The 25247-nt window shown below is 42.4% G+C and carries 29 protein-coding genes; 9 read left to right on the forward strand and 20 right to left on the reverse strand.

The features are described from left to right. Positions 1-27: 27 nt before the first annotated feature. From L1D37_RS08705 to L1D37_RS08720, 4 genes are all read right to left on the reverse strand, one after another. Positions 28-912, reverse strand: coding sequence for a hypothetical protein (locus L1D37_RS08705; protein ID WP_239847624.1), 885 nt, complete (start codon positions 910-912; stop codon positions 28-30). Positions 913-1110: 198 nt separating this feature from the next. After that, the gene (locus L1D37_RS08710; protein WP_239847625.1) at positions 1111-1836 is read right to left on the reverse strand and encodes a metallophosphoesterase; all 726 of its coding nucleotides are present in this window, start codon (positions 1834-1836) and stop codon (positions 1111-1113) included. Positions 1837-1923: 87 nt separating this feature from the next. Then, entirely contained in the window at positions 1924-2427 is a 504-nt protein-coding gene (locus tag L1D37_RS08715; RefSeq protein ID WP_239829475.1) for a YcxB family protein, read from the reverse strand. Between the two features lie 175 nt (positions 2428-2602). Next, a complete protein-coding gene (locus L1D37_RS08720; RefSeq protein ID WP_239847626.1) occupies positions 2603-3397 on the reverse strand; it encodes an MBL fold metallo-hydrolase in 795 nt (264 codons plus the stop codon). 114 nt (positions 3398-3511) lie between these two features. Here L1D37_RS08720 and L1D37_RS08725 point away from each other — a divergent pair, with 114 nt between their 5' ends. Continuing rightward, entirely contained in the window at positions 3512-4477 is a 966-nt protein-coding gene (locus L1D37_RS08725; RefSeq protein WP_239847627.1) for a helix-turn-helix domain-containing protein, read from the forward strand. A 133-nt stretch (positions 4478-4610) separates the two neighbouring features. Here the strand turns inward: L1D37_RS08725 and L1D37_RS08730 are convergent, their stop codons facing one another. Next, positions 4611-5708: a nickel/cobalt transporter gene (locus L1D37_RS08730; protein ID WP_239847628.1), complete on the reverse strand. Its 1098-nt coding sequence runs from the start codon at positions 5706-5708 to the stop codon at positions 4611-4613. Between the two features lie 92 nt (positions 5709-5800). Then, the gene (locus tag L1D37_RS08735; protein WP_239847629.1) at positions 5801-6523 is read right to left on the reverse strand and encodes a DUF1007 family protein; all 723 of its coding nucleotides are present in this window, start codon (positions 6521-6523) and stop codon (positions 5801-5803) included. 318 nt (positions 6524-6841) lie between these two features. Here L1D37_RS08735 and rcnR point away from each other — a divergent pair, with 318 nt between their 5' ends. Then, the gene (rcnR, locus tag L1D37_RS08740; RefSeq protein WP_017631168.1) at positions 6842-7117 is read left to right on the forward strand and encodes a Ni(II)/Co(II)-binding transcriptional repressor RcnR; all 276 of its coding nucleotides are present in this window, start codon (positions 6842-6844) and stop codon (positions 7115-7117) included. A 9-nt stretch (positions 7118-7126) separates the two neighbouring features. Here the strand turns inward: rcnR and L1D37_RS08745 are convergent, their stop codons facing one another. The 3 genes from L1D37_RS08745 to L1D37_RS08755 all read right to left on the reverse strand — a co-directional run bounded on the left by L1D37_RS08745 (position 7127) and on the right by L1D37_RS08755 (position 8520). Continuing rightward, positions 7127-7306, reverse strand: coding sequence for a DUF1289 domain-containing protein (locus tag L1D37_RS08745; RefSeq protein ID WP_239847630.1), 180 nt, complete (start codon positions 7304-7306; stop codon positions 7127-7129). 32 nt (positions 7307-7338) lie between these two features. Further along, entirely contained in the window at positions 7339-7776 is a 438-nt protein-coding gene (locus L1D37_RS08750; protein WP_239847631.1) for a hypothetical protein, read from the reverse strand. A gap of 246 nt (positions 7777-8022) precedes the next feature. Beyond that, positions 8023-8520 (reverse strand): heme-binding protein, encoded by a 498-nt coding sequence (locus L1D37_RS08755; RefSeq protein WP_239847632.1) that lies wholly within the window; start codon positions 8518-8520, stop codon positions 8023-8025. 214 nt (positions 8521-8734) lie between these two features. Here L1D37_RS08755 and L1D37_RS08760 point away from each other — a divergent pair, with 214 nt between their 5' ends. Further along, complete coding sequence (locus L1D37_RS08760) at positions 8735-9409, forward strand: response regulator transcription factor (protein ID WP_239847633.1); 675 nt, start codon at positions 8735-8737, stop codon at positions 9407-9409. Beyond that, positions 9393-10796, forward strand: a complete 1404-nt coding sequence (locus tag L1D37_RS08765) for a HAMP domain-containing sensor histidine kinase (RefSeq protein ID WP_239847634.1) — start codon at positions 9393-9395, stop codon at positions 10794-10796. Before L1D37_RS08760 ends, L1D37_RS08765 begins: the two co-directional genes overlap by 17 nt. Positions 10797-10828: 32 nt before the next feature. Here L1D37_RS08765 and L1D37_RS08770 read toward each other — a convergent pair whose 3' ends face one another. Next, positions 10829-11656 (reverse strand): DMT family transporter, encoded by an 828-nt coding sequence (locus L1D37_RS08770; protein ID WP_239847635.1) that lies wholly within the window; start codon positions 11654-11656, stop codon positions 10829-10831. Between the two features lie 239 nt (positions 11657-11895). Between L1D37_RS08770 and L1D37_RS08775 the strand changes: the two genes are divergently transcribed. Together L1D37_RS08775 and nqrM are read left to right on the forward strand one after the other, a co-directional pair. Next, entirely contained in the window at positions 11896-12342 is a 447-nt protein-coding gene (locus L1D37_RS08775; RefSeq protein WP_239847636.1) for a NifB/NifX family molybdenum-iron cluster-binding protein, read from the forward strand. Next, a complete protein-coding gene (gene nqrM / locus L1D37_RS08780; protein ID WP_239847637.1) occupies positions 12339-12536 on the forward strand; it encodes a (Na+)-NQR maturation NqrM in 198 nt (65 codons plus the stop codon). Before L1D37_RS08775 ends, nqrM begins: the two co-directional genes overlap by 4 nt. Positions 12537-12580: 44 nt before the next feature. Here nqrM and L1D37_RS08785 read toward each other — a convergent pair whose 3' ends face one another. After that, the gene (locus tag L1D37_RS08785; protein WP_017096978.1) at positions 12581-12859 is read right to left on the reverse strand and encodes a DUF134 domain-containing protein; all 279 of its coding nucleotides are present in this window, start codon (positions 12857-12859) and stop codon (positions 12581-12583) included. A 44-nt stretch (positions 12860-12903) separates the two neighbouring features. On the opposite strand from L1D37_RS08785, the gene L1D37_RS08790 reads away from it, so the two are divergent. Together L1D37_RS08790 and L1D37_RS08795 are read left to right on the forward strand one after the other, a co-directional pair. Beyond that, the gene (locus tag L1D37_RS08790) at positions 12904-13353 is read left to right on the forward strand and encodes a PaaI family thioesterase (RefSeq protein ID WP_239847638.1); all 450 of its coding nucleotides are present in this window, start codon (positions 12904-12906) and stop codon (positions 13351-13353) included. A gap of 186 nt (positions 13354-13539) precedes the next feature. Continuing rightward, complete coding sequence (locus L1D37_RS08795; protein WP_239847639.1) at positions 13540-14631, forward strand: transporter substrate-binding domain-containing protein; 1092 nt, start codon at positions 13540-13542, stop codon at positions 14629-14631. Positions 14632-14673: 42 nt separating this feature from the next. Here the strand turns inward: L1D37_RS08795 and L1D37_RS08800 are convergent, their stop codons facing one another. The 4 genes from L1D37_RS08800 to L1D37_RS08815 all read right to left on the reverse strand — a co-directional run bounded on the left by L1D37_RS08800 (position 14674) and on the right by L1D37_RS08815 (position 19639). Next, a complete protein-coding gene (locus L1D37_RS08800) occupies positions 14674-14877 on the reverse strand; it encodes a hypothetical protein (protein WP_239847640.1) in 204 nt (67 codons plus the stop codon). Positions 14878-15135: 258 nt separating this feature from the next. Next, positions 15136-16050, reverse strand: coding sequence for a VirK/YbjX family protein (locus L1D37_RS08805; protein WP_239847641.1), 915 nt, complete (start codon positions 16048-16050; stop codon positions 15136-15138). 1100 nt (positions 16051-17150) lie between these two features. Further along, entirely contained in the window at positions 17151-18119 is a 969-nt protein-coding gene (locus L1D37_RS08810) for a glycosyltransferase family 2 protein (RefSeq protein ID WP_239847642.1), read from the reverse strand. Positions 18120-18145: 26 nt separating this feature from the next. Next, entirely contained in the window at positions 18146-19639 is a 1494-nt protein-coding gene (locus tag L1D37_RS08815) for a hypothetical protein (RefSeq protein ID WP_239847643.1), read from the reverse strand. A 432-nt stretch (positions 19640-20071) separates the two neighbouring features. Here L1D37_RS08815 and L1D37_RS08820 point away from each other — a divergent pair, with 432 nt between their 5' ends. Next, a complete protein-coding gene (locus L1D37_RS08820) occupies positions 20072-21166 on the forward strand; it encodes a UDP-N-acetylglucosamine 2-epimerase (RefSeq protein WP_239847644.1) in 1095 nt (364 codons plus the stop codon). Positions 21167-21349: 183 nt separating this feature from the next. On the opposite strand, the gene L1D37_RS08825 is transcribed toward L1D37_RS08820, so the two are convergent. From L1D37_RS08825 to L1D37_RS08845, 5 genes are all read right to left on the reverse strand, one after another. Then, complete coding sequence (locus L1D37_RS08825; RefSeq protein WP_017632874.1) at positions 21350-21496, reverse strand: hypothetical protein; 147 nt, start codon at positions 21494-21496, stop codon at positions 21350-21352. Positions 21497-21523: 27 nt separating this feature from the next. Beyond that, positions 21524-21799: an HU family DNA-binding protein gene (locus L1D37_RS08830; protein WP_017632873.1), complete on the reverse strand. Its 276-nt coding sequence runs from the start codon at positions 21797-21799 to the stop codon at positions 21524-21526. A 352-nt stretch (positions 21800-22151) separates the two neighbouring features. Further along, the gene (locus L1D37_RS08835; RefSeq protein WP_239847645.1) at positions 22152-22847 is read right to left on the reverse strand and encodes a VC0807 family protein; all 696 of its coding nucleotides are present in this window, start codon (positions 22845-22847) and stop codon (positions 22152-22154) included. A gap of 155 nt (positions 22848-23002) precedes the next feature. Next, complete coding sequence (locus tag L1D37_RS08840) at positions 23003-24247, reverse strand: NADH:flavin oxidoreductase/NADH oxidase family protein (RefSeq protein WP_239847646.1); 1245 nt, start codon at positions 24245-24247, stop codon at positions 23003-23005. 210 nt (positions 24248-24457) lie between these two features. Continuing rightward, complete coding sequence (locus L1D37_RS08845; RefSeq protein ID WP_239847647.1) at positions 24458-25030, reverse strand: YceI family protein; 573 nt, start codon at positions 25028-25030, stop codon at positions 24458-24460. Positions 25031-25247 lie beyond the last annotated feature (217 nt).

Consider the following 25247-nt stretch of genomic DNA (forward strand, 5'->3'; position numbering starts at 1 on the left):
ACTCATAAACGTTACAGGGAAAAAATATCAATTTATTTGTGGTTTTAGAGTGCTAGTCCATTTGTTTCGGTATCGTTCGTAAAGTGACTCCCATACTTCCTCACAAACCATATTTAATGGTACATACTCCTCAAAAATCAGCCCATTATCATCCGGATAAGCCAATTCTGTGTACAAATATTTTGGACCATCTGTAAGAAGTGCTGTCCAGCACGCAATACTCTCATCTTTAAACAATTCAATTGTTATTAGTTCTAGGTTGTTTTCTAGTAAGAACCGTAAGTCAGGCAAGTGGAAGAAAGGATGGTATTCATTTTTTGGGTCGAAAAGTAAACTAGAAAACAAGGATACGGCTCGGCCATCCCATATTTTGTATTTGTGATAATTTTCGGTATAACGTTTTTCAACATGATCAAGAAGGTAGAACTCGGAGAAGGCGAGCAGCTGGTTGTTCCTTGACAAAGGAACTTTTGGAATAGCTTCAATATCATCAAAGTTCAAGTGAGAGAATAAATAACGTAACACTAATTTTTCCGCAATTGATGCCGTTGAACCCCTCAAACTAAAGTCTTCGCAAAGAAGTTTCTGAGAAGAATCTGCTATTTGGATTGCGAGGTTTTGGACCGTTTTTGTTGCGGTTGATTTGACTATCTCAACTAATTTTGATCTTAAATATACGCTTAGAGGTGTCTTTAAAATTTCGCAACGGTTTGATGGGTAATGTGGAAAGAAGATAGCCGAATTAGTATGTGAGTTAAGTGATTGAAAAATTGACTGTTGATCTAAGTTTGCATAGAGATGTTCGCAAAATACAGCGAGTTGTTCTTTAAAATCATTTAACAGCTCTAGACGGTCTTGTTCTAGAGCTTCAATGTCGTCTTTTGAAGCATAATAATAGTTATAAACTGACATCATGAAAGTCCTATGGAGTATTGATTTGAGAGTTTATACACCATTTAGATTCGAAAATCGGACGAATTTGACGCTAACTCAAGTCACCTAAACAGCAACGTTATGTAGTTAGTTTATGCTTTATATATCGTATTAAACTGGAATGATAATGTTTAACCGTTCACAAGCTAATCTTGATTTTTTGAACTCAGTTCAATGTTAAAAATAGACAGCCTGATAATTGATTGAATTAGTCGACAAACAAATTCGACTCAATCCTACCTTGTCGCTGCGATTGTATTCATTGATAGAGTGGTCAAATCCATAGGCGGTTGAAGGTGCCATATATTGAGTGATTCCTTGTTGTGTGGCTATTATCCCATCATGGCCGTGACCACAAATAACGTCTCGCACGCGATACTTGCGAAGCACCTTCATTACCTCGGCATCGTTTTCCAAACGGATCGTTTTCATCCACTCAGAACCGACGGGAATGATAGGGTGGTGGACAATAACGATGGGATCATTAGCCTTTCTTAGTTGCTGTTTTAGACGAGCTATTCCACGGTTATTAATACGCCCTGAACCTAATGGATGACGGTTATCAAGCGGCTTGTCGCTAGAGTCCAGAAATACAAACTCTCGTTTATTGATAATCACTTTATCTGTGACGGCAATCGTTGAGCCTTTTAGCTCAGTACGCATTAAGACAGAGTCGTCATGGTTGCCCGCAATCGCGTAAATAGGCTTGGCGTTAAGGTGTTGCCTAATGAACGCTTCCAATCGAACGTAGTCACCCGGTTTGGGATTACAACAAATATCACCGGTCAAAAAAATGGTCTCACAGGTTGGATCGTTAGCGACGTGTTCCAAGGCTTTACGCAAGTTCTCGTAGCTGGATTCATCTGAAAGGTGACAGTCACTGATTTGATATACGGTAGTCATTAGTGTTATCCGGTTATTCCATTCACTTTTCATAAGTGATAGAAAAATGCCTGCCAAATTGGCAGGCATTTATTGATGTTAGTTTGCTTAGGGTGTTTTAGGAGCGTTGGAAGCTTCGTGTTGCTCAATCATGAAGGCAATGGCTTCATCAGTTAAACAAGATTTGCTCACATATTGGCGCTGTTTACCAATATGAAGGATAAAGCCGAGGTCGGTCTGCTCGAGTTGGTCGATGTCAGTCCACGCGATAGTGTTGGTCGCTTTGTGGTTTTTGTAACTCACGCCATTAACATCACCTTGAAAGACTATTTTGCTACCAGCGCCGGAGCTGATTTTTTGTCTCCATAACCACCAGGTTCTTTTGCAGTACACACTGAATGCTTCAATCACACTCAAAACAATGAAGAACCAACCAACATAGCCGTTAGGTAATAGTTCGAACTCTAGTAGAACCACACCAAAAATAAGAAACAATATTCCCTTTAAATAGGCTTTTGGAAACTGAGTCGGAAGACTAGTTTGATCATAACACTCTGCAAAAAACGTCTTGTCGAGGGTGTATTCTGTGGTGAAACCGGGTTCTTTAGACATGTGTGACTACTTTAAGGTTCTCTATAAATGGGCTTTCTATGGATGGTATCCATGCTGCGTTCTTGCAGTTTGAGCATTGTATCGCTTCTCGATGCTTTTCTTTAGAGGTTTTAACCCTCTTTTGTAAATCAATAATACCGCAGTGTTTGTTGAAGTTAGAGCGATGCACAACAGATTAGATGTATTCTAATGTTTCGCCATCGGCCGGAATGGCAACTTTGCTTGCAAGGTCATGTTGCTCTAGTGATTTCAAGAGTGTGCCACGGTCAATCGCACAGTGGTTTAACGCTTCCATATGATTCGCGATCACCTTGCTTGGTGAAAGTCGAATAAACTCCATCACTTCATCTTGAGGCATCAACAAAGGTTGCCCAATGTCCATTTGCGCTTGCCCTGCAGCCACCACGGTAATATCGGGTTTTAGCTCACTCAGTGCGCGTTTTACATGGTCAGTCAGTACGGTATCACCGCTGATGTAGATCGAAGGCTCATTAGGCAACTCTAAAAAGAAACCCACGCCATTGGCCATAACTTTATGAATCCAACCGTGACCATGTTGTGCTGGGATAGCAGTTAGCTTGCCGCCTAAGAAGTCGATGGTCTGCCAATCATCAATACCAAACTCGACGTTTAGGCCGTATTTCTCTAGATAGGCTTTATCTTTACTTGGCGTTGCCACGGGAAGCTGTCGACTTGAGAGGAAATCTTCTCCTGCGCCATCAAGGTGGTCACCGTGCTGCAATGCTTTAATACCAAAAGTTTGGCTGTGCGTGATAAGCGTGTGAGTGACTTTATCAAGCAGCTCATTCGCATTGTGTGGCAGTTCAACGGTCGGGTTTTTCTGCATCTTGGCGCGAAATACGGAGAACGGCGGCAAAGAACCTTTCTTACCTAACATCGGATCAATCAAAATATAGTGTTCGCCAGATTCGATAACAAACGTTGCGCTTCTTAGGTGGTGAATCTTCATAGGGTGCCTCATGATCTCTGAATGTTGTTTCGCTTTGATGATGTAAATATACACCGGGATTCAAAGCTGCAATACTGTCTCTAAAGACATCATTCGCTCAAATGTGGTCATTCTATGTCATTGCCTGAAAGAATCATCAATATCGCTTTGCTCGCCTTTGAAGGGATCAGCGCCTTTCACTTATCTGTGCCTTGTATGGTGTTTCGAGATGTATTCATCCAACAGGCGCCGCCGTTTCGCTTGAAGATTTGTGCAGAAGATGCGCAAGAGATTCCTTCTGGATCAGGTTTTAATATTTCTGTGCAAGAGGATCTTTCAGCGATGGATAATGCTGACATCATCATAATACCCAGTTGGCCAAACTCTCTGCCGGAGCCCAGTAACCGCCTTATTGATGCCTTAAAGCGGCAAAATGAAAGGGGAGTACTGCTGGTTGGTTTATGCCTTGGTAGTTATGTGCTGGCATGCGCGGGTATATTGGATGGTAAGCGTGCAACAACGCATTGGGCGTTTGCTAATACGTTCCAAGAGCGATTCTCATCAGTCGAGTTAGATCCTAATCCGCTGTTTATAGAACATGAGCAAGTGATCACGTCTGCGGGTACAGCGGCTTCTTTGGATTGTTGCCTTCATATTGTTCGTCGTTATTGTGGTGGGGAAATGGCCAACGACTTAGCTCGAATGATGGTGACAGCGCCTTTTCGTTCAGGAGGCCAGCAGCAATACATTCCTGTATCCGTTAACGTAGACACGCCAAAAGAGACGAGCTTGAGCCGAGTAATAGAGAGTGTTCGAAAAGAGCCAACCAAACCTTATTCATTGGATGAGGTCGCTGAACGGTGTGCGATGAGTAAACGCACATTTACCCGACAGTTCAAGTTAGCTTATGGCTGTACGTTTGGGCATTGGTTGCTGAATCAACGTTTGGTTCTAAGCCAGCGTTTATTAGAAACTACGCTAAGCCCAATCCCAGAGATCGCAGAACTTGCAGGGTTCGGGTCTGAAAGTGTTTTTAGGAAGCATTTTAGCGCTGCATTTCATATCTCTCCAACTCAGTGGCGCACAACATTCAGACGCTAAATGCTCTTTTCTGCGGTTCTAACTGTGGTCGGGTCAGATAACGAAGGGCGCATAGAAAAAGGTGGTTCAGCGAATTATCACTCAACCACCTTTAGCTATATGTTTACTTTTTTTAATTCTAAGAACTCTGGCCTTACATAGTAAACACAGGCGACATACCGCTGTCTTGTCCACTCATTAGCAACAGGCCAATTAAGACAAGTAAAACACCACCAAATAGCTGTAAATAATGACCTGCGGCTTTTAGTGACGCACTGTTATTCTTGTTACCTGCTGCCAAATAGCGTTTTACTAAGTTCTTACCTGTTAGTGTCATGATTGCAATCGTCGAGGTCGTGAACGCGGTACCTACCGCCATGGCGAAGGCACTTAACACGCCCATCCAATACAAGCCGACCATATTCGCGAACAACAGAACCATAATGGCGCCTGTACAAGGTCTTACGCCAATTGTAACGATGATTCCGGCGTATTCGCGGAGCGTTGAAGCTTTGTTTATTGCGTCTGCATCGGCAACATGCTGGTGGCCGCATCCACAGTCGGCATGAGAATGATCTGCGTGAGAGTGCTCTGCAGGTTGTAATGCACTAGTTGGATTCAACATCATTGAACCAGCAGATACTGATGAGCGAAGCGCCATTGGTGACTGGACTGAAATTGGCGACGACGCATCAGCCGCTAATGTGGTGATGGCTTTTACTTTCAACTTTGGCTTACGCATCGTTGCATAGATGTTTTTCAGAGCTTTCCAACAGATCAAAGCACCCACCACCGCGACTAACGCAAAGCTTAACGAGACAAACATATTAGCCTTGTCATTCACTACTCGCATTGACGCGCTAAAGCCCCATAGCAATACACTCACCAGTAAGATAGCAACCAGCGCTTGTAAAAACGCTGAAACAACCGTGAGCACGAGACTCGCTTTCGCCTTAGTTGGGTGAGTTGCTAAGTAAGTGGACACGATAACCTTACCGTGGCCAGGGCCTAAGGAGTGAAGCATGCCGTAGACGAAGCTGAATCCGATGAGGTAGCTGCCTGCGCCCCATGGGTTAGACTTGGCTTCATAGAGTAGGTCAGCAAGTTCTGAGTTAACTTCTCTTTGCCATTGGATACTAGAGATAACCAAAGAAGGCCACATAGACCACAATTGGTATGCGCCGACAGCAACCAGCAATAAAGCGCCAATACCAATGAGGTAATAATTTGTTTTGATTTGATTTTTCTGCATTTAACAAGAACCTGTATCAGAGACCTTTCTCATTGAGTGAGGTTTAATGAGTTTGAGTTAAGACGTTTTATAACTGAAACGACTCATTATGATTAAGAAGCTGGAACCGCAGCACAGTGAAGCTCAACCGATTGAGTAAACAGTTGGCCTAACGTGTTGTCTGGATCGGCATCGGCAGGTAAAGACATTGCATAGCTCATTTGTTCAGGTGTCGGGTTCGGTTCAATGATCTCCAACTGGCATTGTCTAGCGAGTGAAGACGATAAAGTCACATCGTTATTTGAGATCCACGACATATCGACGAAGTAACTCGGATCAAAAATCAGCACGCGAAGTGAGTCTCGAGTTACGTGTTTTGGCTTTGAGAGTGGTAGATCAAAAGTGAGTACCATCTTGGCTTTGTCACGCTCAAATTTGGCATGTTCAGCGACTTGATATTTGATTGGCTCTTCACCGTCATAGAAGTAGGTGAAGTAGTGCTCGTACATCATGTTTTCGATGACGGATGCTGCTAGGTTTTTGTATGTCTCGACTTCTTTCTCTGGCGAGACATTTTCCCCGTCTAACATGTACATAGATGTCATGGCGTCAAAAGACCATTCCATTGAAAGGCCTGTGATCATGCCGTTTTCGCCTTCTATGTGGGTTTTCATTTCAATCCAAGAATGCGGGTGAGCAGATAGGCTCGGAGCAAAAGAGAATAATGCCAACCAAAGAGGCAAGCGCTTAATTGAACGTAAGCCCGCTGAAAAACGGCTTACATAGCGCGAAGATAGGTGTTTGAATGCGTTGGTTAGAATAAATAGCTGTTTCATGAGAACGAATGGTTATTTAGTTTAATGTTATATTATAACAATCCGTTCCATTGTTCACTTCAAAATGTAAGTTTGTTTACTTCTAAATTGTCTCAATCCATGACTGTCTATCTAATTCTCTTATCGCTATTAATCCGTTGAATAACGCTCGCATCAGCATTAACTAAGTCAATGCTTGAGTGGCGCGCAGCTTGGTTTAGATCTTAAACGCGTTGACAGGATTACACACCAGATAGGCTTAGGAACTACCCCCCAGTATAGGTAAGGTGCTATATTACTTGTTAAATCTTTCTTCCAATCACATTGAGTAACAACGTTATGTCACACACAGCCAAAGATCAGAAAAAACTCAAGGCAAGAGTGAGCAAGATACAAGGTCAGGTTAATGGTCTTAAAAAGATGTTGGATGATGAAGAGCAGCAATGTCAGGATGTATTACAGCAGATTGCAGCCATTCGTGGAGCTGTGAATGGCTTGATGCGAGAAGTGATTAAAGGTCACCTGCTAGAGCATGTGGTGCTAGAGGATGACAAGGTTCAGCGTGAAGAAGATATGGAAGTCGTGCTTAAAGTATTAGACTCTTATATCAAGTAACCGGCTTGGTTAATCTGCCTTCATTTGAGACTTTCTTTTCTGCAGTTCTTTCTTAAGATTATTGATGGCGTAAGGCTTCATTGATTTCCAAGCCTTGCACTCTTCTCGGGTTCTCCCACACCCCAAGCACCATCCTTTACTGTTCGAAAAGTCGCACATATCAATACATGGGCTTTTTTGTTTTTTCATTTAGAGCCTGTCCTGTTTAAAGTCAGCCTTCATTAAAGCCTGTCTAGCACTTTGTCGACACTTGCTTCAAGAGCACGTAATCGGTTGAACTCTTCAAACAAACGCTGTTCGAGGTTTTTAAAGTTTAGCGGAAGCGTTCGTTGGCAAATACCATAGCTGTTGTCTTGGGTTTGGTATCCCTTCCAACTTTCAATGCGGCTTTTTTCCAGCTCCTTAAACTGACGTATAAATTCAGCTTGAGCTGGGCAACCTTCTTCTGCGTGCATGCAGATTGGGAAGGATTTCTGTTTGATTTGAGGGCCTTCAATAAAGGTCTCAAAGTGAACGCCGCCTTGGCTTTGGTTAAACCAGTTCTCTTTATAGAGTTGAAGGTACTCACCACGGTTATAGATTTCCCAACCATCTTCAAACCAATTCGCGTTTCGTAGCATTTTCTCTAGGTTGCGGAACACACCCTTAACGTCTTTCATTCGGAAACTCATCTCTGCTAATAGGGTTGCTAGGGGATACGAGATACATCGTTAAAAAACTATACTCCCCTCCAGTATAAAATACTACCCCCTAGTATATGTGGTTATTTGAAGTTCAGCGCTAAGAGAGTGATGTTAAGTTGCTTTGTACAAAGAAAAGCCCCGCAAGTGCGAGGCAATTTTATTTGGGCAAGTAGATTTTAAGCCGTTTGCTAAACGAATTTAGACAACTAAACAAAAGGACTTTTAGAAGAACTTCTTGATTGCTTTTTCAGCACATGCGACATCAAAATGGCCACCCGGCGCGCCGCCAACACCAATCGCACCAATCATCGCATTGTTCAATTGAATAGGAACGCCACCTGCTAGGAACAACAGGTTGTCGTCCATATTCTGCAAAGGTTGCATGATCGGTTTATCGGCGATGAGCTTCATCAAGTTACCTGAAGTCTGCTTCATGCTTGCCACGGTGAACGCTTTTTTGCGTGAGCTATCAAGTGTGTGGATGCCTGCGCCATCTGAGCGAAGTTGTGCAATCACATTCCCTGATAAACCAACGACCGTAGTAGACACCTTGTAACCATCAGCCTCGCATTGGCTAACCGCTTCATGAGCAAGCTTGAATGCTGCTTCTGATGAAATTTGAGTGAAAGAGACCGTTTGTGTTTCTGCTGCCATTGCGTTGTGAGAAAGGCTAAGCAAACCAAGAGTTGCTGCTAGTACAGTTAGTTTTGTCATTTTCATGTTTACTCCATTAAGACATTCTTTTTCGGATATAGGGTTTCGATGAGTGCAGGTCTGATATCGACAAGCCACTCTTAATCAACAGGTTCATACTAACGAACGCAGGATTACCACTGGCTTTCTAGAACATTACAAAGTTGCAATGTTGGTTATATTCGAGACAGGATGTTGATAAAGTGTGTTTAAGGCACGGTGAAGAGATAAATGGACGTTAATGAAAATACTGTTGATCGAAGATGACAATCATATCGCACGATTTCTAGTGAATGGTTTTCAGCAAGAAGGGATAACGGTGACTCACGCAATAGATGGTATTGATGGGTTGCACGCGGCCGTTACTGAAGAGTACGACGTGATCATTCTCGATATCATGTTGCCAAAGAAAGATGGATTTGAAGTGCTTGCTGAGCTAAGAGGGCAGGGCTACTTGACACCCGTCATCATATTAAGTGCTAAGCACTCGGTAGAAGAGCGCGTGCAAGGGCTGCAGTCCGGGGCTGATGATTATTTGGTGAAGCCTTTTGCATTTCCTGAGTTACTCGCTCGTTGTCAAACCTTGGTACGTCGAGGAAAGCAACCGACATCCCAACCATTAGAATTGCATTATGGTCCCCTAAGCCTAGACCTTCTAAAGCACACGCTACAAAGAGATCAACAAACGATCACCATCAATCAACGTGAGTTTATGTTGATGAAGCTACTGCTGGAAAACCCAGAGTCAGTGATGTCGAAAACGGCGATTCTTGAGCATGTTTGGGGACATCAGTTTGATCCGCAAACCAACGTTGTGGATGTGCTAGTGTGCCGACTTCGCAGCAAAGTCGATAAAGGTTTTTCTAAGCCACTGATTCACACACTTCGAGGTGTTGGCTATGTCCTCAAGTCGTAGTATTGAAAAGGCACTTGCCAAAACGCAGAGGCATTTGTTGGTTCGTTTTATGTCGACCTTACTGCTCTGCTTGATGCTGGTGGAGTTGATTGTCGGGGCTATCTTCTTTTTCGACCTTTACCAAACAGAAAAGAAGATCCTTACGTCGATGTCTACTGAGTATCAACGTATTCTGACTTATGATTCGAGCGAACGTTTGATTCATGTTTTAGAAGCCAATCCTCATCGGTTACTCGAAAACAACATTGCCGCTTATAAGGTTGAGAAGGGTGTTTCATCTGAGGGAACATTCATTGCGGGAACTCAACACCTATCAGCAATAGAGCCTTTTTCCAACTATCAAATTGATGACAACCGCTCGTGGCTAGAGAGCTTCATCTTGAGTCCTTATATGTCGTTATCTATTGAAGGAGAGCAGTATGATTTCTGGTTGGTTTTGGACAACCGCTCGAGGGACTATATTGCTTACAATCAATGGCTAATGACCTTGTATGCTTTGCTTGCACTTGTGGCGGTTACCGCGGTGTTTACTCGTAAAATCATTCACAGTGCGATGTCGCCACTGATTACTTTTGGTGACCTACTCGATAAGTTGAAAAAAGGGCAATTAGAGTTTCCTAACACTGACACTAAGACAGAATCCGAATCTGAAATACCGCAAGGACTTAACGTGATCAGTTCCAGTGTTCACACGGCAGTTGCAAAGCTTCAGCACGTAACGACAACCTTGAATACGACGGTTGATGCGATTGCTCATGATATTCGAACCCCTTTATCTCGCATTACTTTGGCGTCTCAAATCGCACTACTGAACAACGCTGATGAGCAAGCAATGAAAGATGCATTGGCAGACTGTTCTGAACACGCAATGCAGGCAAGTAATATGCTAACCGCTTTGATGAAGCTGAACGATGAACTGACTGGCAAGCGCACACCACAGAAAGTGCCGACTCAGGTATCGGATGTGATTAGCAATGTTGTGAGTTGGTATGAAGATGTGGCAGAAGATAAACAAATCGAGCTGGTGGTTGAAGGTGAACGGGACTTTGTTGTTCAGTCAGACCCAGACAAGTTGACTCAAGTCTTGGTCAATCTTATTGATAACGCGATTAAGTACACAGAGCCCGGAGGAAAAGTGACGATCAAATTTGAGCAAACTACAGAGGGCAAGGTTTCTATAAGTATCCAAGATACTGGTGTCGGCATAGAGCAGAAATATCAGGACTTGATTTTTGAGCGGCTTTACCGAGTCGACAGCAGCCGAAGTAATGTTGAGGGATATGGTCTTGGGTTATCTTTGGCGCTTGCTATGGTCGAGAACCTCGAAGGTACTTTGAACGTGAAATCTGAGCTGGGTGTGGGGAGCACTTTCACTCTTACGCTTTAATGAGCGGGGTTGCCTGTTATGATTTTTATTGGCTACGAAGGCCGACGACGACCCTTGTAGGTAACGAGTAGGTTACCGATCAGCATCACCACACCACCAATGATTAGCGCGAAGGTCAGTGGTTCGTCATAAAGCACAATTCCGACTACTGCGATCACAGGAAGTCTGAAAAAATCGAGTATCATCACAAGAGTTACTTCAGCGTTCTTCATGGCTTTGGTCAAACAATAGTGAGCGGAGAGTGCAGACAGGGCGACGAGTAACAGCCAAGCTGATTCAAGTACTGAAGGGGTTTTCCATACTTGCCAAGACAGAATCAAGCCAATCGGCAGTTGGATTAAACACATGTAAAACAGGATGGTCAGCGGAGCCTCGGTGCTGGCTAATGATTTGGTCGACGTATGCGCGACCGCGTAACAAAATGCCGCACACAACACGACAATAGCACCGGCATTCATGACATCTTGGGTCGGTTGAACAATGATGACAACGCCGAGTAACCCTAATGCGATAGCCATCATTTTCTTAAGTGTCAGGCTTTCACCCAGAAAGAGACTTGCCAAGAGAGCTGTCCAAAGTGGGACGGTGAATTCAAGCGCGAACACTTCCGACAGGGGAAGTAATCCAATTCCAACAAACCAGCCAAACTGCCCTCCAAAGTGAAAGACATTACGCAGGCTATGTAAGCTGAGTCGCTGTGTTGAAAACAGTCCCTTTTGCTTGGCCGCGATGATCAGAAATGACACCACGCATAAACCAATGACGCTTCTTACTAACAACACTTGATAAGTACTGATGTTACCGCTGAGCTCTCGTGCTCCAATGGCCATCAAACTGAATGACATCAGAGTGCCTATCATCCAAAGAATCGTTGATGAGATAGTGATTTCCTTATCGTGCGTGTCAAGTCTCCATACTGAGTGATTGTGCAGAGTTTAACCGCTGCATTCAATTGAAACCTATTGTTTAATCAGATTTCGCATACTTGCTATCAAGATCTCTACAAACGGTAAATCTAATTTTTCACACGATAGTTATTGGCATATGCTAATAATGAGGCGTATTCTGAACTCCTGATCATCAATAACAGGAAGTTACCATGTTATACGCAGTACCTTGCCGCGACCTTCATGTCGGCAACCATTTTGCTCGTTCTCCTGAGATAGCTATTGTCGATGAGCGACAACAAATCAAGCATCTTATCCCTTTGATTGAGTCAGATAGCCCGTGCAATAAGAAGAAACAATGGATGTCTGTCGTTAAATCTTACGATGTGCAGGCTGTGGTAGTTCGACACATTGGAAAGAAGATGTTGGCGCACTTGTTCAACAACGATATTCGTGTTTTTGCGTCTAAAGGAAAGGCGGAAGTGGCGACTTTGGACTTCAACAATCTGCAAGAAGTCACCGATCTTGATTATGGTCGAGAGTCAAGAAATAGCGGGTGCAGCAAGAAAACGTGCGGCGAGAGAGGGCACAAGAAAGAAACGTCGATTCTCACGCCTCAGTTGAATAGGTTCAGTGTAATTCGAGGTGTTCGTAAATGACCTTCTTATTCACACTAGTGGCTTTTGTTGGAGTCGTTGCGTTAATGGCGATAGGCGTGATTTTTTCACGTAAGCCAATCAAAGGCAGCTGTGGAGGACTCGCGCAGTTAGACATCGAGCGCGAATGCAATTGCAAGGATGTGTGCGAGGGGCAAAGCCGAAAGCTGTATCAGATTACTGAGCCATCACATTAATGTTCTTTGAGAGCCTTTTCGACAAGCAAAGTTAAAGCTTCGGACTATGAGCCTTGAATCACTAACGCATGGCCGTTGACGATGCACTTAGCGACTTTGGTTCGTGCTCGTTTAATGATGTTGCCGAACGTTTGGCGAGACACCTGCATCTGCTCGGCGGCTTCAAGTTGGCTTAGGCCTTCTTGATCCGCCAAGCGCAAGGCTTCCAACTCTTCTAATAGCAGTTCCTCCTTATGAAGCTCATCCATAGGAACACCATTAGGTTTGAAACAAGAGTAAGCCGCACGGGTACATAATTGGCGATGTTTTTTTGGTCGAGCCATATCAATCTCTAAGAATCTAAGGGTAAAAAGGAATAAGGGAAAGTATGAAGGTTTTCATTCCTCACAATCATCGCCGTTGCCAAGTGTGCAGCCAAGGTTTTTTCGCAGACAGCCCCATTTGTTTTGAAGCCGTTGCCGCGCGTGAAGCTTTCTCTCAATATGAAGCTAAAGCCAAGTATGAAACTTTAATTAAGTACGAAGCTTTCGCCAAGATTGTACCAACAGATAAAGTCGAGGGCTACGATGGCATCATGCAGGGCGGTATTGTTACCACATTACACGACAGCGCGATGCTGCATTGTTTGTTCCAAAATAGTATCAATGCGATGACGGTGAGTTTAACGTCTCGCTTTCATCATCCAATCGCCATTGGTCAAGAGTTGGAAGTTCGCGCTCAATGGGTCAAAAGCAGACGCAATATTCACTTCTTAGAGAGCAAAATCACTCAGAATGGGAAGCTGTGTTCATCGGCACAAAGTCAGTTTATGTCTTAGGTTTGCAGCCCAACATTATTGCAGAATAATTAGGGTTCTCTATAGTTAAAGTAACAACTATTAAAGCTAGGGCAGCATTGAATTTATCATAAACTCTATTCACTTTTGAGGACGCTAAGGTGTGTTCGCTAGGCGAACCTTTGCACTCGATTCAATTCATCGCTGCCTTTTTCTGGAGGGCTGCTGATGCAAAAATTCGTTAAATCGACACTTCGATATTGTGCTCTTTCAGTCATTTTACTTATTCCATTTTTCAGCACTTTTGCTTCGTCTGCTCCGCTTAAAGTTGGCGTTTACCCTTGTCCTCCTTTTGTTATTGGCTCAATAGATAATGAGTGGGATGGACTTAGCATTGAGCTGTGGGAGAAGATCGCCCAAAACATGGGCGTTGAGTTCACGGTAGAAAATCACCCTCTCGATGACTTACTCAGCTCCATTGAAGCGGGGCAAATCGATATTGGTGTCTCTTGCATTTCAATCACGCCAGAACGCGAACTGTTCGCCGACTTCTCACACTCATTCTACGAAACCCACCTTGCTATCGCAGTGAAGAAAAAAGGCTACTTAGAGACGTTACATTCGATATTCTTGAACCCTGCGTTGTGGCTCATTATTGGAGTGATCGTCTTTGTCGCTGGAGCGATTGGCGCATTCTTCTATGCATTGGAACATGGAGAAAACGAAAAGCTCTACTCCATGAAAAGCCGCACGGGGCGATGGCTAGAGAGCTTTATTCTCGGTTTGCTTTTCATTACCCGAGGTCCCTTCAATTACTTTGAATTTAAGAGCTTAACAGGGCGAATCGCGACGGTGTTTATTGGCGTATTCAGTATGCTTTTTATCGCCAGTATTACCGCTGTGTTAGCGAGTAAACTTACACTCAGTCAAGGCTCTTCACAGATCAAAGGTATTAATGACCTTGCGAATGTCAAAGTGGGTGCCAAGGTCGCGACTACATCCTCTTTGTTATTGACGAGCTTCGGTATCAGACACGAGAACTATATCGATATGCCAAGGCTATTGGCTGCTTTAGAGGAAGGCGAGGTAGACGCCATTGTAGCTGATGATGTGGTGCTCAAATATATGATAGGTAATGGCAGAATGAGCGGGCAATTTGAAGACTTAGAGGTGTTGCCATACCAGTTAGAGAAACAAAACTATGGTTTCATCATCACGGAAAATAACCCGTATGAAGAAGAGATAAATCGCGCACTGCTGCAAATTCGGGAGTCTAGGAAGTGGCGTAAAATACTAGTCGAATACTTTGCGGATAAGTAATCGACACCAGTGACAGGCTTTGAGGTTTTTGGGTATTGATCGTTACAACTGGTCAGAACTTGAAGCTTTGTTTTTCTTGAAGTATTTGAATGCTGTCCAAACGGCATAAGACGCAACACCAACGATAAGCGCAGAGCGAAGGAGGATGGGCGCGTCATGCTCAAGTTGGCTAACGTGCGGCACAATACTGGCAAACAATCGACTGGTAAACAACAACCCCATAACTAACATAATAACTTTATTCATGTGACCAGCCTTTCAATGAGATGCGTTACACAGAACAAGTTATCGGCGGCTTAAGTTATTAACGCAACCAAGAACGGTTCTGCTTGGAAATAAAAGCATGCGCTTCTCCAGCCTAACCGTCAACGCGATATCAGTCAAAAGCCAGTAAGCTAAAATTTCGTTTTTGGAAGTGGGTTATTTTGGAGTGGTAACTTGAGTCTGGAACGAAGCATTAGGCCCCGCGATTGCGAGGCCTCGTTTCTATCTAACAGAATTAAATCAGCTAGCTTTTGCTAGTTCAATTGGTGGCACATAAGAACCATTAGTGCGCTGACTGATTACGTTATGTAGATCTTGTTCATATAGGTCTAACCAAGCGTAGCGCTCACGATATAGCTTTCGTTTCTGACGTTTAAGTGCCTCAAGGTCCTTTCTTGTTGACTGGATAGGCAGGGCATAAAAACATTTGTCATGTTGCTGTCCGTCGTGCTCTTCCCACAAACAATTGTATTTAAGACTTATCTCTTTTCCTTTCTTCCCATAGCGTAATGAATTCGAAACATGTCCCGTTTCGTTGACCGCATAGATGTGATTAATGCCTAAACTGGTCGCCATTAATCGAATGGTTTCGACCATAAAGGACTTCGGTCTTAAACCATAAAATGCCTTTGTGAATGCACGGCTGAAACCATTGTCATTTGCTCCGCCTTGAACGCCACCAATGTAGATATCATTGTTAAAAACAGAGAATGATATGGTGTACATTTTGTTCAACATGGAGTCAGTAAGGGAGAGAGTGAGCTCGCCTTCTTTTCTCGAATTTCTTTCAAAACTGAGGTTTAGCAAGTAGGTTTGCTCGCCGATTTCTAGCTCTAGAAGGTTAAGCCTTTCGTTATATATTTGATGGCGAGCTTCTGTCGTGAACCTGTCTTCGAACCAATCATAATGCTTTGATAGTATTTCGATTTTTTCTTGTTTACTGAAGTCAGTACACAAGTAAGGGGTGACAAACTTAGATAGGAAATTTGGCTGCTTTTTAAATAAGAGTTTTCTTTCGACAGAGCTGAAATTTTCATTCATTTTTTTAGTATCTGAATAATAAAACAGTGCACGAGCAGCGAACTTAATTATCGCTTTGTACTTTCCCTTATTCTTATGGACATTAGCGTCAATTCCCATGCGAACTACATTCATAATCACCTCAACAGAGAAGCACAACACAAACACATCAGTGCCGCGAACAGCTTCCTTTCTTCTCACAAATAACAAGGGAGATGATGATAATGAAAAGTGTCTTTTGGGTATGTATGGGTATGTATAGCAATGTAATTGAGTCAGTTACTTAGTGGATAGATCTTGTTCTATTGACGTAGTTAGAATCAGGTCTATGAGGAATTGGATATGCTAGAGAGGAGCTTAACTGTACTCGATATAGATTAATCATATGTCGTCGTCTTTGTATCAGACCGTGACCACAGAAAGTAACCAACGAGCCAAGTGACAGTATCGCCGGAGATCGTTGTTAGACGCAAAACCATTGTTATAGCTAAGGAAGCGTCAGGACCGTAAATGGGGTGAAGTAAGCTGAGCAGAACGAACTCCCGTACACCTATACCAGCGGGAGAACCAGGAGTAAAGAAGCCTACAATCCAAGCGACCGCAAAAATACTGCCTAGCGTTAAGATATCGGAAGCCCAAAGATCGAATAGTATTGCACCGAGTAAATATATTATTGCACCCAATATCAAATGATTAAAAAAGTAAGTAACTAAACTTGCGGTGACAATCGGTAGTGTAGGGAGTTTGAGGTTAACCCTTGGTTCAGTCTCTTGCCTAAGTAAAAACCAAGAACCAATTCGATTAAACCAGTGTCTGAAAATTACTGGTCCCCAAAAAATGGAAACTCCAGTTAACACTAGTACTATTACTGTTGCTTGTGTCGATGATACTTCGATGAAGTCGTTCTCATTGTGGGCTACGTTGCTAGGTAAGTATTTTGCTAGTTGGGCAATGAGATATATTGAAACAACCTGAGTGGCACTACCCTTAGGCCCTCCTATCTACCTTAGAAGGTAGTAACTAACCAATCCACCATTCATTGTAGTTAAACAATAAAGAAGAATACTTCCTATTAGCACAAGTAATAAGTCATAATTCCAATCCACGGAATGCCAGATTGATAGCTTGGTAAAGGATTGATAAACGAACCAGATAATGAGTAAGGTTGACAGAAGCCAGCCTAATTTCTTTGTCTGTTCTCGTATATTTATCACGTAAAGATTATTCCGACTAAATTATTTTGGCATTTTTGATTCGTCATTCGCTAACCTCTCCTCGAGTTTTTCAATTCGATAAAGCAACTTTTCCATTAACTTACGATTAAAGCTTACTAGATCTGCAACGAACCCGACAATTAAGGTGAGAAAACCAAGGATTAATAATGTACTCCCAAGTAGTAATGATTGGATGTGTCCATCTCCTGAACCAATCATAAAGAAGTATAGGAAACGAACAATTGGCATTAGGCCCGCCACGGTCATGATGCTACCGACAACAAAGAAAACGCGTAATGGTTTGTACATTGTGTAGATGCGAATTAACGTAGAAATAGACATTCTTAAAAAGTGTGGGATGCTCGAAAAGAGTCTAGATTCTCGTGTTTTTTTGTTAGTTCGTATTGGAATAGATATTACATTGAGCTTTTTTGCACTAGCTTGTATGAGCATTTCAATAGTGTAACTGAACTCGGATACTATGTTTATTTGCTGAGCAGCCGACCTTGATATGGCTCGAAAACCGCTTACCGAATCTTTTACATCCAAGCCTGTTGCTTTTGAAATAATGTAGCTGCCAAAGACTTGAAGAGTACGCTTGAAGAAGGAGAAATGTTTATTGTTATACCCACCTCTGTCTCCGACAACGATATCAGCTCTATTAGCTAGTATAGGTTCGACTAATTTAGGAATGTCTAAACCGTTATATTGGTTGTCTCCATCAGTATTCACAATGATATCGGCCTTATGTTTGATACATGCTTCCAAACCAAGGTGAAAAGTGTGGGCTAACCCCTTATTCTTGTTGCTACTTACTATATGCTGGACACCCAACCTTTTCGCTAAAGCTACTGTCCCATCAGTAGAACCGTCATCTATGACAAGTATCTCTATATTGTCGATACCCGAAATTTTAGATGGTAAATCATCGATAACTGATTCGAGGTTATTTGCTTCGTTAAAGCAGGGAATTTGAATAATAAGCTTCAATCATGCCACCTCTATGATTTTATGTATTAAAACCCGTTGAATATTCGCAAATTTCGCTCGAATTCCACAGGTCTATACAAGTTTTTGCCCCAACGGAGGGTATACACTCCGGGTTCCTCTGAAGCTTGGAGTGTGTGTTCTCCTTTTGATAAAGCAATTGTTTCTTTGGGGCTAACGGTTTGGCTATTAATCATGACCTTCGAACTTGACTCTAACGTGTAGTCACCAGCTATATTTAACTTGAACGTCAAGCTCGTATTCTCTTGAGTTAGAACTAAAACTTTACCAGCGACATAAATTTCGTTCCAATGAGGTATGTAATTGTTTTCTATAGCAAGTATATCTCTCCCTAGAAGAGGTGAATACTCCGTCTCTATAGGGTTATCTTCACGAACAAATTCTAGGTATTCAGAATTTATAATCAAAAATATAGGCTCGTGATTTTCAATAGCAAGTTCAAGTATAGGTTGTTCTACCAACCAGTAGTTTTCCATTCCCCACGAGCTCATAAAAAAACCCTTTTGTGGGTATGATGAAACCATGGAGCATCTATCTATATAAGCGACAGGTTTTGGGAACATTTTGTGTACAACTTCCAATAACTTATGTTGATAATCTAGATTTCTAACGTATGGTTGATAAATATTTTGGATAACAATATTAGCTATAAATAAAAGAAGAATACCGCGACCGATGCTAATGTACGTTTTTCTATTTTTTTGCTGACTCCATTGATCCCAAGCAACACCACAGAAAACACAGACTGGTGCTAGCATGAATGAGTAAAAATATGGAAATGCATTTCGGTAAATAAGTAATGAAGTCAATGGGATAATTAGGCTTATGAGTTTAAGTTTTTCTATCTTTGTATCAATATTGGTTTTCTTATTGATGGATTTCAGATAATAGAAAACGCCACAAGATAAGGTAAACCAGAATCCCATATCTGTGCCCAATGTATATATAAAATAACTAAGCCTAGGAAAGAAGATTTTATGATTTAATGTTTTATCAGCACCATCAATCATCGCGACAATGTCATGGTTAGTGGTGTTAACAATACTGTTGGAGTGCCAAAAGTAGAGCATACTGAACGCAAGAGCGCTGAATATTAGATATCGAACATAGCGAATAATAGTTCGACGTCTATCTGATGAGCGGAGAATTGAAAGTAAAGCAATTAGGGCTAAAGTAGGCAGGTAGAACACCGACTTTAATGTAACTAAGAATGCTACTGCTGTGAGCACCGAAGCAACCAAAGACTGCCTTAGAGAATATTCCACTCTTAAAACATAATCTAAACTAGCCATCAAACAAAACGTAGCAATAGGATCAGCCCGAAAACTCGCCCCCATTCGAATGACAAATGAAAAGGAAAAGTAAGCTAATACAGCAAATAAAGATGCAGAGTAGGTAAAATAGTTTCGACAAATTCTAAATAGAAAAAAACCGGTTGCTACTTGAAGACACAGCATCACACTGCGAGCAGCTATGATTTGTTTTACTTCATTTTCAGACACCCACCTTAACCAACTAAAAAAGTGCACATGTAATGTCTGAAAGCTGCTTATAGTTTCGCCGGATAAAAACTGGTGAACAAACGATAAGTAGTAGAATTCATCCCAGTTAACCTCATAGTTTAATACGTTGTGTAGGCGAAAAACTATTGCTAGGAGTATCAAAGAAAACAGAATGAATTTGTCATTAAACGATGCTCTTTCAGTGAGTATTGAATGATGTTTTCTCTCGGGATGAACAAACATATTCTGTTACCTTAATGCGATTAATTCTTATCTATTCGATCTGACTGCTCTGGTTTGTTTTCGTAACTATAGTCGCTTTAGTCGTCATTACTGTTCTAGAAGTGAATGATATATGCATTTTGTTAACGGTTTATCTACTATTGCACTAAGATAAATGTATCAAATCACAATGTTTTGATGGTACTACGGATGGTACATATTTTAATTGGTACTCGTGCTCAACTCATAAAAATGCTTCCAATTATGAGGAAGTTGCAAGATCAAGGTATTGAATACAACTTCATCTTTATGGCTCAGCATCGAGAAACAATATTCGAAATATTACAAGAGTTCGGAATCAAAGATCCCGACTACATATTAGGTGATGAAGGGCAAGATATTGTTCGCAGTCTTCAGATGTTATGTTGGTCTATTAAGGTTCTATGGGTGGGAATTAAGGACAAGCGAAAGGTATTTAAGGGTGATCAAAAAGGGGTTGTGCTTATACACGGAGATGCCCCTCCCTTATTGTTGGGTGCTATCTTGGCCAAGTCTCAAAAACTAAGAGTGGCTTCAGTTGAAGCTGGGCTTCGTTCCTTCAACCTCTTAAAGCCTTTCCCTGAAGAGTTGACTCGAGTCATCACGGCTAAACTAGGTCTTGTTGATATTTTTTATTGCCAAGACTCTGTTTCTGTCGCGAATGTGCAAAATCATAATAAGCATGTAGTCAATACAGAGGGCAATTCGATTGTGGACACGATTCGACTAGCCAGTGAAATCAATGAGCGTTCGATTAATGTGGATTCTACCCATAAAAAGCGTTTTGCTATTGTGTCGCTTCATCGATTTGAAACCATCTCAAGTCGCGATGGTCTAGAGAAGATTGTTGAGATTATAGAGAAAATCACCACGTTCATTGAGGTAAAGTTTATTCTGCACCCTCCAACACGAGAGGCTCTAAAGAAGCATGACTTGTATAATTCGTTGGAAAAAAATAACAGATTGGAATTGATTCCTAGAAAGACTTTTTTGCAATTTAATGACCTTATCTTAAATGCCGAATTTATGGTTACTGATGGTGGTAGTAACCAAGAAGAGTGTGCATTTCTGGGAATTCCATGCTTAATTATCCGAAATGAAACGGAGAGAAGGGATGGGCTTGGTGAAAACGCGGTTCTTTCATATTTCAAATACAACGTTATTAATGACTTTATAGAAAACTACGCTGATTATCGTCGCCCCAGACAAGCTCTTGAAATCAGTCCTAGTGAAATCATCATTGATGACCTCGTTAAGATACTATGACAGGCTATATTCAGTGCTTTAGTCGTATATGTGAGAAATCAGAAAATTTAATTTGATCGGGACTGTTAAACAACGCCACTACAGGGCTGCAGTGGCATTTGAACGCTAACAATCTATACTTTGCTCAAGCATAAACTTTAGTTCTTATATAAACTATAACTATAACTATAACTATAACTATAACTATAACTCTAACAGTTTCGCCAATTCGCGTTCTTCGAGAAGCTCTTCAATGCGTTGGCGAGCCTTCGGCCCTTCGGCTTGTGCTTTCGTTGACTTGCCTGCTTTCTTACTGCGACTGGTTTTCGCTTTTTCCTTTGGCGTAGTCATCGTAACTTTCCTTGTTGTTTTGCTGTGTTAAAGGTTGCATGCCTCTTTTAAAGCTTTACCTGCTTTAAATGCTGGCGTCTTTGATGCTGAAATTTGAATCTCTTCTCCAGTTCGTGGGTTACGACCTGTGCGTGCAGCACGAGTGTTCACTTTAAAACTGCCAAATCCAAGGATGGACACATCATCACCGTTCGCAAGCGTTGTAGAAATACCTTCAACGAGAGCATTTAATGCTGAGCCTGCTTGGTCTTTTGAGATGTCTGCAGAAGTCGCGATGTGTTCAACTAATTGAGATTTGTTCATAATCTATATTCCTTATTGAGTACGGCTGGCGTCTACCTTTAGCACCTAGCTGATGTGATCTTATCAATCGCAACTGAAATAATGTCAGTGATTGGGTAGGGCTTTGTAAAGTAACCAACAAAATCGACTATAAAAGCATCTGTCGGTTCAATCAATGGAATTCATTGATTATTATGGATTTAAAGTCAGTTACTCACGAAAACTTGAGAAAAGCGGCCTCTAATTTTAGATGTGATTCATTTGATCAATCAAAGGTAATGCCTAACAGGCGCCTTGGTGCGAGCACAAAAACAAAAAGCCCAGCGTATGTGCTGGGCTTTTAGTATGCGTTTTTGTTCGAAATCAGTAACAGTTACTTAGTGATAAATATCTGCTCTGTTTCTAGCGATGTCATGTCACGAACCTGACGCCAGATGTAGTAGAAAATACCGAGCATCATAAGCAGGCTAGGGATCGCGATCGCTGGGTAGCTGTAAAGTGTCAGTTTACCAAGCTCTTCATTGAAAGCTGCAGTGCCGGCAGGGCTGGTTACAATCCAAGTCGCTAGGAAGTAGTTCATCGCAGATGAGAAAGCGAATGTGCTAGCGAACATGTAATTTGATGTCATTAGGCAACGGTCAAACTTAGCTTGATTACCAAACTGTCTTAAACGCTCTTCAATCAGAGAGATGTTTAACAGTGCAGGCGTAAAGATTACTTTTTGGATAAATGGGTAGCGAGTAAAGGTAGAACCAAGTACCGCCAAGCCTATTAAGCCAGGGATTAGTGCTTCTTTTAGTGCTAACCAACTCGTGTCCAATTCGAAAAAACCAATGCCGCCCGTTAAAAGTACGCTGACAAAGCCAAGCGCGGCGATGAAGTTAAATTTCTTGTTGCGGATAAGCTCCATACCACCGTAAGCGATAGGGAAGGCGAGTGCGACAAGCAGAGCTAAGCCAGTTCCGAGGTGCTCTTCTCCACTGAACTTCATTAGGATGAATGAAGGGAGAAAGACGTTAAAAACGACTTCGAAAAGAGGGCTCGATTTTTTGTTTTCTGTATTACTCATAATTTCTAAATACATTATGTTATGGATTTATTCTCAGGGATTGTTGTTTACCTCGCCCAAGATGTAAAGCCTTAAGGGGTCATGCTATGTAACGACATGTGACACCAACAGCATATTTTTGAATGTCAGGTTCCTCAGTTGCTTGAAGGAACGCGTTATGCCCTACGTTTTTTGAAGGCATGCCAACCTGCACTCAAAATCGTTTTAATCACCACGCCAAGAGCACTCAGTTTCGGATCTGCATTTTTACCTGCGGCAATTCGCCACATTTGATGCTCGTACCAAACCAGTCCAACCATGGCTACTTTATCCAGTGCCGGTTTTCCTGTGGTTGGCACATCTAACGGCATTCCATGGCTTGGGTTTTCAATGAGTTTGTTTGGAAAGTCTGGATCTACCGCCATGGTGCGAGCAATACCAATAAAGTCGGTGGCGGATGTTTGCAACGCTTCGTTCATTGCCGGTGCGGTTCTAAAGCCACCAGTCACCACCAAAGGAGTGCTAACCAGTTTTCTTACTTTGACCATGTAATCCAAGAAATACGCTTCACGTTTCGCTGTGCTGGCTTTAACAGGTTCGTTTTTGTTCTTAGAGCCCATCATCGAAGGGCTCTCATATGTACCACCTGAGATTTCAATCAGGTCGATGCCTTCATGGCTAAGCGCTTGAACGACGTGCATTGATTCTTCTTCGGTAAAGCCACCTTTCATGAAGTCTGCGCTGTTGAGTTTTATCCCGACAGGAAAACCTTCACCAACTTCTGCACGAATGGAGCGATACAGTTCGAGCACGAAGCGAAGTCGGTTATCTAACGAACCGCCCCATTTATCATTTCTCTGGTTGTGTCTTGAAGATAAAAATTGGCTGACAAGGTAGCCATGAGCACCGTGAATTTGTACGCCAGTAAAGCCGGCTTGTTTTGCCAGTTTAGCGCTTAAGGCAAACTTGCCAATCACTTCATGGACTTCTGAATCAGTCAGTGCTCGCGGGGTATTGAAGCCTTTCTCTAGTCCGCGTTCTAATGAGATAGCAGAAGGAGCGACAGGCTTATCACACAGGAATTTTGGGATCTGTTTTCCTGGGTGGTTTAACTGCATCCAAATCTGTGAGCCATTTTGCTTTCCAGCACTTGCCCAAGCTTGAAACTTAGAGAGGTTACTGTGTTCATCTAAAACTACGTTCTTTGGTTCACCCAGCGCATTCCTATCCACCATTACGTTTCCTGTCATAGACAAACCAATGCCGCCTTTTGCCCAACGTTGGTACAAGGTCGCTAGCCCAGCTTTAGGGTTGTGTTGCTTGTCGCCAAGTTGTTCGCTCATTGCTGATTTAAACAGGCGGTTTTTGATGACTTGACCATTAGGAAGAGTAAACGGTTCGTTGAGGTTACTGGGTTGCATAGATAAGAGTTCGGATGTGCGTTATGGATGGCTCTAGTATGTCTTATTTTGTCGAACGTTCCGAGTCATTTGAAATTGATTGAGTGGCCGATCTAATTCGCATAACAAGCGAATACCCTAGCAATCAGAATGCTCAATCAAAAATTCTTCTCTCAGACACTAAGCTAAATGGCCCTGTGTTTGAGAGAAAAGTGGGGCGGGAGGTGTTGATTATTGGTCGAACATCAGATTGAAACTTAACGGAACCTTGTCGGAAATCGCTAGCCCGCCAACGGTTGCAGAAAGCTTGTTGAGGTTTTCTGTCGATATCCCAAAATCAGCGCCATTGACGATGATCGTTGATGTTGAATTGACCATCACAAAACCTTCAGATGGAACAACCATAACCGGGAAGTCGATGGTTTTAGTAACGCCATGCAAGGTAACTTCGGCAGCGATGGTGGTGTTTTTCGGGTCGCCAGATAGCATTGCAGGGTCAACCTTTCCGGAGATCTTCACTTCAGGAAAACTCATGGATTCGAAGTAGAGCTCATTGAGTCGTTGGTCGCGAATGGATACTCCGGTACTCAGGCTTTTCAAATCTAACAAAATAGAAAACTGGCCATCTTCTGTGAGCCCACCGGATAAAGGCTTTATGGATGCGGGTTCTACAACAAACTGCTTCTTAATGGTTGCGAACGTCACGTTCGATAACTTTGGATCTAACGTGTAGCCTGTTTCTGAAAAAGAGGGCGCTGAAATGAGGGTACAAAACAGACCGAGTGCAGGTATTAGCTTTTTCATAAGTGGTCACCATATAGATGAGTTTTTTTGGTCAGTGTAGATAGAAGCTTAGGTCAGTATTTTAATATTTACTGCAACTCAATAGGTAACAGTCAATTGTTGGAGGCAAGCGCAAGAAGCAGAGTATTTGATTTTACAAAGGGAACAGTTAGTCGAATGAGAAACTAAGGCAGCAATCAGGAGTTGTGATTGTGAGGCCTATACGGCCCCACAAGTA

Origin of the sequence: Vibrio sp. Isolate33 (assembly GCF_022397895.1) — a bacterium.
Classification (GTDB): Bacteria; Pseudomonadota; Gammaproteobacteria; order Enterobacterales; family Vibrionaceae; genus Vibrio; species Vibrio pomeroyi.